This is a genomic window from Galbibacter sp. L-19, from assembly GCF_056857615.1.
The window spans coordinates 21,456-28,263 of sequence record NZ_JBSXNL010000050.1; the positions used below are offsets into that span (position 1 = coordinate 21,456).

The 6,808-nt window shown below is 32.7% G+C and carries 6 protein-coding genes; 3 read left to right on the plus strand and 3 right to left on the minus strand.

The window, feature by feature from the left end; genetic code table 11:
- Positions 1–17: 17 nt before the first annotated feature.
- From lpxB to surE, 3 genes are all read right to left on the minus strand, one after another.
- Positions 18–1,130: a lipid-A-disaccharide synthase gene (lpxB, locus tag AC13CQ_RS08355; protein WP_008611009.1), complete on the minus strand. Its 1,113-nt coding sequence runs from the start codon at positions 1,128–1,130 to the stop codon at positions 18–20.
- A gap of 107 nt (positions 1,131–1,237) precedes the next feature.
- Complete coding sequence (locus tag AC13CQ_RS08360; protein ID WP_008611008.1) at positions 1,238–1,519, minus strand: hypothetical protein; 282 nt, start codon at positions 1,517–1,519, stop codon at positions 1,238–1,240.
- Positions 1,512–2,291: a 5'/3'-nucleotidase SurE gene (gene surE, locus AC13CQ_RS08365; protein ID WP_008611007.1), complete on the minus strand. Its 780-nt coding sequence runs from the start codon at positions 2,289–2,291 to the stop codon at positions 1,512–1,514. The genes AC13CQ_RS08360 and surE overlap by 8 nt, the downstream gene beginning before the upstream one ends.
- A gap of 393 nt (positions 2,292–2,684) precedes the next feature.
- On the opposite strand from surE, the gene AC13CQ_RS08370 reads away from it, so the two are divergent.
- The 3 genes from AC13CQ_RS08370 to AC13CQ_RS08380 all read left to right on the plus strand — a co-directional run bounded on the left by AC13CQ_RS08370 (position 2,685) and on the right by AC13CQ_RS08380 (position 6,711).
- Positions 2,685–4,898, plus strand: a complete 2,214-nt coding sequence (locus tag AC13CQ_RS08370) for a carboxy terminal-processing peptidase (protein WP_474507088.1) — start codon at positions 2,685–2,687, stop codon at positions 4,896–4,898.
- Between the two features lie 402 nt (positions 4,899–5,300).
- On the plus strand, positions 5,301–6,380 hold the full coding sequence (locus AC13CQ_RS08375) for a sensor histidine kinase (protein WP_337901033.1): 1,080 nt from the start codon (positions 5,301–5,303) through the stop codon (positions 6,378–6,380).
- Entirely contained in the window at positions 6,367–6,711 is a 345-nt protein-coding gene (locus tag AC13CQ_RS08380; RefSeq protein WP_337901034.1) for a response regulator, read from the plus strand. The genes AC13CQ_RS08375 and AC13CQ_RS08380 overlap by 14 nt, the downstream gene beginning before the upstream one ends.
- Positions 6,712–6,808: the final 97 nt, after the last annotated feature.

Sequence of the window (6,808 nt, forward strand, 5' to 3'; positions counted from 1 at the left end):
TTGGGGTTTCGTGCAAATTAGGAAATTTTATTATAAATAAGTTCAGCAGTTTTTTTGCTAGCGCCTTTACCTCCTAGTTTTTTTTCTAATTCGAAATAATCTAAAAACATCTTTTCTCGTACTTCAGGAGTAAGAATCTTCTTTAATTCGGACTTCAGGTTTTTAGTAGTTAGCTCATTTTGAATAAGTTCTTTAACTACTTCTCTATTCATAATTAAATTAACCAACGAAATATATTCCAAAGTAATAATACGTTTTGCAATTTGATAGCTAATCCAATTTCCTTTATAGCAAACTACTTCTGGTACTTTAAACAGGGCAGTTTCTAAAGTTGCAGTTCCGCTAGTAACCAAAGCAGCTTTGGAAACGCTTAGTAAATCGTAGGTTTTTCCTGATACAAAATGAACGTTGGCTTTGCCAATAAATTGTTCGTAAAAAGTGTACTCCTGACTAGGAGCGCCGGCAATTACAAATTGATATTCTTTAAAATCGTCAACAATACTAAGCATTATAGAAAGCATATTTGTTATTTCTTGCTTTCTACTTCCTGGAAGTAGTGCTATAATTTCTCTATGGTCTAATTGATGCTGTTTTCTAAAATCGTCTGGGAGGATTTGCTTTCTAGATCCAATGGCATCTAGTAAAGGATGCCCTACAAAATTTACAGGATACTTATGTTTTTCTTCATAAAATTCCTTTTCAAAGGGAAGAATAACAAACATCTCGTCGATATCTCGTTTTATGGCTTCAATTCTACTTTCGCGCGAAGCCCATATTTGAGGAGAAACATAATAGAAAGTTTTATAATTAAGGTGTTTTGCCCATTTAGCAATTCTTAAATTAAAGCCTGAATAATCAATAAAAATCAGCACATCAGGATTAAAGTTTTCAATATCTTGCTTGCAGAATTTTATGTTTGAAAATATTTTGGGAAGGTTCATAATCACTTCAAAAAAGCCCATAAAAGATTGCTCTTTATAGTGTTTAACCAGGTCAACGCCAGCTTGTTGCATTAAATCGCCACCCCAACCTCTAAAAGAACTATTGGCATCTACTTTTGCGAGTTCCTTAACGAGGTTGGAAGCATGTAAATCTCCAGATGCTTCGCCTGCAATAATATAATACTTCACTAATTATAAGTTTTTCTCACGATATGAGGTTTAAAATGCTCCTAAATTATACAGAACATTCGTAATTTATTCAGCTTAAAACCTTACGAGTACATCTCGAAGAGGTTTTAAAATATTTTCAGTAACAATATAATAAAAGCCGTTAAAAAAGTAGCTATAAGTACCCCTTTTGCACGTTGATCTCTTTTAATTTTTATAAATCCGAAGAAAGCAGCGAGATTTAGTAATGCTCCTAATGCCAATAAACTTCCTAAGTGGCCTTGCTCTCGAGCAACAATAATACTCTCTTGAATACTCAATTCGGAAAAAATAATTAGATATAATAAGGTACCTATAAGATTGGCAATAATTCCAACTGTAAATCCAATAAATATTTCTTTTCTAGTCATTTAAGCTCCAAGTATTTAAATCTTGAATAGCATGGTGTGCTGTTAAATCAAACTGTACTGGCACTAAAGAAACATAACCGTTTGCCAATGCCCATTCGTCGGTATCTTCGCCCTTATCTTGATTCACAAATTTTCCGGTAAGCCAATAATATTCTCTTCCCATAGGGTTGGTACGTTTGTCAAACTCTTCCACCCAACGTGCATTTGCTTGTCGGCAAACCTTAATACCTTTAATATCTTTTTCCTGAAGTTTTGGGAAGTTTACATTCAAAACAACACCTTTTGGCATCCCATTTTTAAGAGCACTTTCTGTAATTGTTTTTACATGTTTTTTGACTGCATCAAAATTTGCTTCCCAAGAATAATCGCACAGAGAAAAGCCAATAGCAGGAATTCCTTCTACTCCGGCTTCCACAGCAGCACTCATTGTTCCAGAATAAATAACATTAATAGAAGAATTTGAACCGTGGTTAATACCACTAACACAGATGTCGGGTTTTTTATTCAGAATCTCATTAACAGCTAGTTTTACACAGTCTGCAGGAGTTCCACTACAACTATATTCTAGTTGAACATCATCATGGTTAATTGTTATCGGACTACAATACAGCGTTGAATTAACTGTAATGGCGTGTCCCATGCCACTTTGAGGACTGTCTGGAGCTACAACAATAACATCGCCAATTTCATTCATAACGTCTATTAAAGCTCTAATTCCAGGTGCTGTAATTCCGTCGTCGTTGGTAACAAGTATTAAGGGTCTTTTTTTCATTTTAAAATTTCATTTACAATGCTAAAATAATCAATTTAAAACTTTGTAGGAGTTATTGAAAAGTTATAAGTAACATAAGTTTTTTGAGTAGATAAAATAGTGGGGATGGTGTTGTGTATTTTTTCAATTTTAACACTGTCTGTTAAAGAAATAAGGAATATTGAGGGTTTAACAAAATATTAGTGGGTTTGGTATGTTGTGGCACGATTTTTTCCTTAATTTAGTTGATCTTTATTGAAGAGAACGATATAAATTAAGAGATTGGAACATTAAATATTTTACATAATGGGTTTTTTATTATATTACAAACCTTATAAGAATAGTAAGATATTTAGCGTTAAAGAATGCAGAGATGAACGGAATTTTGATGAAGTCTCTATAAAAAAAATGTAAATGAAAAGGAAATTTGTGTATTTGTTGGCGGCATTATTAGTGTCTGCTGCATCGTGTAGTTTTACAAATAAAACATTTGATAATCCAGATAAAGACAAGCTACTGCTTGATTTAATATCCTATGTATTGGAAAATGCTCATTTTAATCCAAAAGATGTGGATGATGATTTTTCTGAACATGTGTATGATAATTATATAGAGTCTTTAGATCCATTAAAGCGTTATTTTTTACAAAGTGATATAGATGAGTTTAATGAATATAGATCTGCAATTGACGATCAAATAAAAACTTCTGACTTGTCTTTTTTCAATCTTACCTACGACAGACTTATGCAGCGTATGGACGAAGCTTCTGTAATGTATAAAGACGTATTAGAGGAGCCATATGATTATAACGAAGACGAAGTAATTGATGTGGATTATGAAAACATACCATTTGCTAAGAACAAAGAAGAGTTATGGCAGCGTTGGAGAAAGCAATTAAAGTTCTCTACTATTGAGCGTTATGTAAGTGCTATGGAAGAATCTTCTGATAGTATTACTGTTGAAAATGAAATGACTGAGGATGGTGTTCAAGGAAAGTTGGTAGATGAAAAAGGGAATCCTAAAAAAGCAATAGACGAAAATGTTGAAGGAGCATCATCAAAAGATCCTGTTGCGTTAGAGAAAGAAACGCGTGAAGCTACCATGAAAACTTTAGGAGAGTATTTCGAATTTATGGAAGATTTACAGCGTAAGGATTGGTTTGCAGCTTATTTAAATGCTATTGTGGAAGAATTTGATCCACATACATTTTATTTTGCTCCCGATGATAAAGAGCGTTTTGATGTAAGTATGTCTGGTAAATTTGAAGGAATTGGAGCTAGATTACAGAAAAAGAATGATCATATTAAAATTATAGAAATAATATCTGGAGGTCCTGCTTGGAGAGGTAATTTATTAGAAGTTGGAGATATTATCATGAAAGTAGGTCAGGAAAACGAAACTCCTGTAAGTATTGTAGGTATGCGTTTAGAAGATGCGGTTAAATTGATAAAAGGACCTAAGGGATCTAAAGTTTTACTTACAATTAAGCGTTTAGATGGTACAGTAGAAGAAGTAGCTATTGAGAGAGATGTTGTAGAACTTGAAGAATCTTATGCAAAGTCTTCCGTAGTAAAAAAAGGAGAACGTACTTTTGGTGTAATTAATCTTCCAAAATTCTATATAGATTTTGATGATTATAAAAATAGAAATGCTGCTTCCGATGTTGCAAAAGAAATTGAGGAAATGAAAAAGGCTGGAGCAGAAGGATTAATTTTAGACCTTAGAGATAATGGAGGAGGTTCTTTAAAAACTGTGGTTGATATGGCTGGACTTTTTATAAAAGAAGGGCCAATTGTTCAAGTAAAATCGACAGGAAAAGAAAAAGAAGTACTTTCCGACACAGATGATAGGGTGCAGTGGGATGGACCACTTGTAATATTGGTAAACGAACTATCGGCTTCTGCTTCTGAAATTTTAGCAGCGGCAATGCAAGATTATAAAAGAGCAATTATTCTTGGAAGTAAACAAACATATGGAAAAGGAACTGTTCAAAATGTAATTGACTTAAACAGGTTTTTAAGAGGGGATAATGAATATGGAGATGTAGGAGCTTTAAAAGTTACTACTCAGAAATTCTACCGAATTAATGGTGGTTCCACACAATTAGAAGGAGTTAAGAGTGATGTGGTGGTTCCAGACAGGTATAGTTACAGAGATATTGGAGAGAAAGACCAAGAGAATCCACTTCCTTGGGATAAAATAGAATCTTTGAATTATGAAGATTGGGCTGGTTATATTGATTATGAAGAAACAATTGATAGAAGTAAAGCTAGAATGGCTAAGAACGACCAGTTGAAATTGATTGATGAGAATGCGCAATGGGTTAAAGAAAAGCAAGAAGAAAAAGAATATCCGTTGAATATTGATAAGTATAAAGCTGAAATAGAAAAAGATGAAGAGGTTTTAAAACGCTTTAGAAAAATTGCAGATTATCAAACCGATCTTTCTTTTAAATCGTTGCCCTATGAAGAGGATTTAATGACTAAAGATAGTACGTTAAGAGAGAAAAGAGACCGTTGGCATAAAAATCTATCTAAAGACGTTTATATCGAAGAGGCTGTAAATGTTTTAGAAGATTTAAAAATAAACAACATAAAAAAACATAAAGTAGTTGATGTAAAAGGGTAAACTACTTTTTTAAAAACTATATTTAAGAGACCATCATTAATTTGATGGTCTTTTTTTGTGTAAAAAGAAGTGTGATGCTTGTTATTTTAGGTTTAAGTATTGATCACATTTAATCAAAAACATAATATTTGGTGAATGTAATCAGTAAATATGATAAAAAAAATTTATTAAAGAATCCATAGAAAAGCGATTAGCAAAGGGGAAAGCTATACTTTTAATTGGTTCTCGATAGCCAGAGAAGGTTACTTTGATTTATCAGAAATTAGAAGAGAGGGATTTTTTAAAGCGAGTTTTATCTTGAGTAATTCTTACAATTTGATGTTGCCATATAAGTTTATATAAAATCTTTATGTTAGATAAAGTACTTTTGTAATTAAAACTCTCGATGATTGAGTAAAAGATTTGGAAATCCTTAAAACAAGACATTATAGTAAGAAAAAACAGTACCTAATAAGTGTATCGCTTGTTATGGTATCTGCTATTTTATGTTTTTTATCAGTAGACATTATTGGTTTTAGAGCAGTTGCACTTATTTTGCTCTTGGTGGTTTCTCTTAATGCTATTTTATTTGATATATTTCCGGTAATGTTATCTGCATTATTAAGTGCATTAATCTGGAATTTCTTCTTTATCCCTCCAATCTTAACGTTTCATATAGGATCACCAGAGGATGCTCTTATGTTTTTTATGTATTTTGTTATTGCTTCTATCAATGCGGTACTAACATATAAAATTAGAGAATACGACAAAAAACGGCGAGATGAAGAAGAGAAAGCCAATGCCATTAAGCTATATAATACATTGTTAAATTCTTTATCGCATGAATTAAGAACACCCATAGCAACCATTATTGGTGCTATAGACACTATAAACGACGGGGGCAACAAACTTACGGATGTTAATAGAAAAGTGTTGTATTCTGAGATTGAAACCGCAGGGACACGCTTAAATAGGCAAGTTGAAAATTTATTAAGCATGAGTAGGTTGGAAGCTGGATTTATAAAACCTAAAGAGGATTGGTGCGATTTAAATGAGCTAATTTTTACTACCATCAAAAGAAACAAAGAAAATCTTTTAAATCATTCTATAGTCTTTACTCCTAATGAGGAATTACCACTTTTTAAATTAGATATTGGTCTTTTAGAGCAAGTAGTCCATAATATTATCCATAATGCGGTGCAACACACTCCCAAGGGGTCTTTGATAAAGATTGAAGCTAAACATGCAGAAAATTCTTGTGAGGTTATTATTTCTGACAATGGAGGTGGTTTCCCAATTGATAAGATGGAGGCTGTTTTCAATAAATTTTATCGTCTGAATAATAATATAGGAGGTACCGGTTTAGGGTTGTCAATTGTCAAAGGTTTTACAGAAGCTATGAACGGAACCATTCATTTACAGAATAAAACTAATGGGGGTGCAAAATTTACTATTAAAATACCTGCCGAAACTACAACAATAGAAGCTTATGGAAACCAATAGAGCACAAGTATTAGTTATAGATGATGAGCCGCAGATAAGAAAATTACTTCAGATAAATTTAGAAAGTAATGATTACAAGGTTATTCAGGCAAGCAGTGCCAAAGAAGGTTTGGCTTTAGCAGCAAGTCATTTGCCAGATGCAGTTTTATTAGACATTGGTTTACCCGACAAAAGCGGTCATGAGTTATTAAAAGAACTTAAAAGTTGGTATAATAAACCTGTAGTTATTTTATCGGTAATAGATAATGAAGAAGATATAGTGAGGGTGGAAATTCTTGCCAAACTGACTATACCTGCTCTCACGCTTTTATACCATGAAAATGATCACTAAAAAAATGACACTATCCTTATCTGCTTTAGAAAAGAGGAAACGACGTCTTAAGGATCTCTTTGGTGTAGAAAAAAGCTCAGAGCTTATTAAAAGGGCT